We start from the raw sequence: 3,531 nt of genomic DNA, 5'->3' as shown, positions 1-3,531 counted from the left end.
CTGTCAGTAAAGTCTACAGGAGAAAATAAAAGAATCAAAAGACCTAGTTTGCATTTAAACAATGGTCAAAATACTGTATCTATTTTCTACGGTGGAGTTAATAAAAAAGCTGAAAAAACTGACGATGGAGAAGATAAAGAAGTAGTTACATTAAAATCAAGTAAAAGTATTCCTCGTTTTGTCAATGTGATTTTAGATTATCTATTTGGAAAGATTGCTTTGCATCATGGATATTTATATGATATTTCAACCTCACAATTCAAACGATTGTCAGAGATGGATATTGCTCATGAATATAAATTAGGCAAGCGTTCTGACTTCACAGCTAGTGAAGTTGTAGAAATTATATCTTTTATAGATGAACAGATAAAGCTAAAACCTCTTAAAGAAATAAAAGCATCGATTATTGCTTGTCATGACTTTCAAATGGATCTGCATCAAAAGAAAATTTTAAAAAATTGTTCTATCAAAGACAATGAATGTTACTTTAAAGTGTTTGATTGTCAGCTCTCTGATGTAATTGAAATGTCAATCTTGAACGCTAATTACTTAGGAATGGTGATAGATGATGTAGACAGCTTGCATAATGCGCAACTACAGCCAATCTATCAAATGCTGGTGGCATGTCGTGAGATTACTAAGACAAGGTTCTTTGTCAGTAAATCTGGGACACGTACTGGTAAAGGCTTGCGTCATAAAGTAATTTCATCCATTTTTGATACGAAACATGTCAACCTAGACGAACTCTCAAATAAGGCAACGGCCGCAATGGCTTGGGCTGGATTTGATGGAGGGGAAATGTTACTGGTGACTGAATCAGGAGAAATTGGAAAGAGTTTAGAACGTTATTTGAAAATACTGGCTACTGAAAGCACATATCGTGGTCGAGGTATTGGCCAAAACTATGCGGATATTAATCTGACTGGTGTACTGTCTATTGATTCAAATGAAAAAGTATTATTTTCTTCTGAAATGAATAGCAGGGCTGTGAACATTGCTTTTAAGAATCGTCCAAAAAGAGAGACTGATAGCGAACGTGAATCAATCTTTGCACCCTACTGGGAGGCTTTCACTGAACAGCGAGTATCTGAGACCAGTCGAGAAGCAACGGCGCTTGCAGGAGTGGCTGCTTTATATTCTTCATTTGTCTATTGGAGACAGAATAAATTTAAGTTCAATTTCAAGCAAGTGGAAATGGATAACTTCAGTAGTGATCACTTTGATTTTGACGATGTGCAAATTTATATTATCGAGGAACACATCAAAGGGAACAAGACAATAATCAAAACGGATGAGGTTCAGAAGCTATTGAAAGAAACCTATTACGGTGCTGGAAGTCCTAAACGAAGAAAAGAAGCTCTTGATATTATTGGATATTTTGAAACGGTTCGTACATTTCCAACTTTTGAAGGAAAAAGAAAATCTTTTCGTGTTATTGCAATTGGTAACCCTCAACGTACTGCAAAAGCAGTTGAAGCATTTCTTGAAACAATGTATGAACCACCATAAAAGTGTAATTTAGTTACAAATAGTTATGTTTTTTTGATACTCATAAACAGCTATATAAAAGGATAGTTACAGAAAATACGCAAAATACACTTTTAATATTGAGTAAAATAGTAATTTATTATAAAAGAGTTTGAGTTAATTATACCAATTATGGATACTAGATTTTAATATTCTATATTATATAAAGGAAAAATGTGTAATTAATGTATTTATCGTAACTATGGCTTTATAACAGGGTTTTGAGAGGTTTTAAAAGCGTAATTATTCATAACTATTTTCTTAAATAATATGTAACTATTGTGGTGATTTTAGAAACCAATAGTTAGCAAATGAAAAAAGCTATACCAATTTAGAAAAAGAGGTTTGATAATGAGCTTTAATTTTACAAAGACAGTAGTCTTTACAGTCAATGAAAAAATGCCATTTAATATTCCTTATGATGAAGAGGAATTTGAGAAATTTAGTCATGCACTTTTAGTTGATAAAAATGCGGAGTGGCTAGGTGGCTATTTATTTAACATAAAAAATATTGTTTCAATAAAACGAGTTTAAACATAGGGAGATAAAAAAATGAGCGACAAAGTAATTATGGTTTACACAGTAAATGATGCATCAGCATTTGTCTTTAATCAGACACTGGATAATATGAAAGTCATTGGCAAATGGCAAGATGACCCTGACCAGTTATTTAAACTAGGCACTACCGTATTTAATGGAAGTCATGTTGTGGCGATTAAAGTCGCAAAACGTGGGCCACTTGGTACAGTACCAGAATAATAAAGGAGAAATAATGAGGGTAAGACACCCACCAAAATCAGTTGTTTTAACTAACTTATAAAAACAGCTATCAACCTAATAAACATAGGGAATTACAGGAACTATCAATAGTTCCGATTATAATATATATTTACTAACAAATAAATACAGGAGAAACCACAATGAAAACATTTGAAGAAATTGAAGCAGAACTTATCAATCAAAAGGACGGTAATTTATTGGAAATTGAGAAGTTTAAAAATAATAAAGAAAAAAGCGGAAAGAGCCTTAAAAATCGCTAATGATGAATTAATCAAAGCCGAGGAGATCGCTGACTTAGTAGCTTATGATAAAGCAAAGGGGGATATATGGACATCACAACACGCTATTGAATTGTATCAAAAACAGTTAGACAAATTGGAAAGCACTCCATTAGTGACCAAAGATGATTATAATCAATTGGTCTCAGATATTGAAAAGGCTGCCGATAAGTTACAAGATGAGTTGAATATTAAGGGCGCTAAGCTAATGGCAGAACTCAAGTCATTGGCTGATGAATCTAATGCGGTCTACCATAAAGCTGATGAGTTGTTACGTATTGCGCAGTATGATGTTTACAAAGACGCCGATTGTTTAGTAGCGTCAAACGGTACCAGAATAACGCGAGCGGTAGAGTATAAACGAAACAACTCAGTCCGAAATGTTTATAACTTTAAATATCTTGGCAACACATTTCTTGATGATATGAACGCATAATAAAAGGGGGGGACACCATGACAGAAACAATCAAAGACAACAGCCAACAACATACAGGCAATTGGGTTGAGGACATCCGAAAAGGCGCAGAGATTGAACGCAAAGAACTAGAGGAGACGAGCAGACAGCGGAGCAAAGAAGCCTTTGACAAGATGAGAGATAAGGCGAACGCCGAACGTGATGAGATTAATGGATTGATGAAACAAGTTGCCGAAAGAAATTACAATGATAATAAGTTAAAGCGTGACAAAGAAATTGAAACTGCTAAACAAAAAGCTATGCAACAGATTGAATCTGAATATGAAAGCAAGCACGGAGTCGATACCGACAAGACGGAACGAGAAAAGCAAGCATGGAGCAACTTACTAAAAGGTTTATAATTAATAAAAAAATATTTATATTAATTTATTATTTATTAATTTTATTTTTTAAATCTGAAAATATTTTTAAAGAAACTATGGGGGCATAGCCCCCTCCCTCTGGGTCAGCTCGTACTTCACGCCGTCACTG

Annotated in this window: 4 protein-coding genes; all 4 read left to right on the top strand. The window is 34.1% G+C overall.

The genetic code is table 11. The annotated features are described in order from the left end of the window. On the top strand, positions 1 to 1,509 hold a 1,509-nt coding region (locus AB0M39_RS41635; protein ID WP_365374303.1), incomplete at its 5' end, for a hypothetical protein. Between the two features lie 570 nt (positions 1,510 to 2,079). Further along, the gene (locus tag AB0M39_RS41630) at positions 2,080 to 2,286 is read left to right on the top strand and encodes a hypothetical protein (RefSeq protein ID WP_011675329.1); all 207 of its coding nucleotides are present in this window, start codon (positions 2,080 to 2,082) and stop codon (positions 2,284 to 2,286) included. Between the two features lie 171 nt (positions 2,287 to 2,457). After that, the gene (locus tag AB0M39_RS41625) at positions 2,458 to 3,021 is read left to right on the top strand and encodes a hypothetical protein (RefSeq protein ID WP_365374300.1); all 564 of its coding nucleotides are present in this window, start codon (positions 2,458 to 2,460) and stop codon (positions 3,019 to 3,021) included. A gap of 17 nt (positions 3,022 to 3,038) precedes the next feature. Further along, positions 3,039 to 3,401, top strand: coding sequence for a hypothetical protein (locus AB0M39_RS41620; protein ID WP_312258060.1), 363 nt, complete (start codon positions 3,039 to 3,041; stop codon positions 3,399 to 3,401). The last annotated feature ends 130 nt before the right edge of the window (positions 3,402 to 3,531 follow it).

This window comes from Streptomyces sp. NPDC051907 (assembly GCF_040681075.1).
Taxonomy (GTDB): Bacteria; Actinomycetota; Actinomycetes; order Streptomycetales; family Streptomycetaceae; genus Streptomyces.
This window is presented reverse-complemented; position numbering and strand designations above follow the sequence as displayed.

Bases quoted from the DNA above. Each gene is read 5' to 3' on its own strand.
- AB0M39_RS41620 (WP_312258060.1), top strand. From the start codon at position 3,039: ATGACAGAAACAATCAAAGACAACAGCCAACAACATACAGGCAATTGG.
- AB0M39_RS41630 (WP_011675329.1), top strand. From the start codon at position 2,080: ATGAGCGACAAAGTAATTATGGTTTACACAGTAAATGATGCATCAGCA.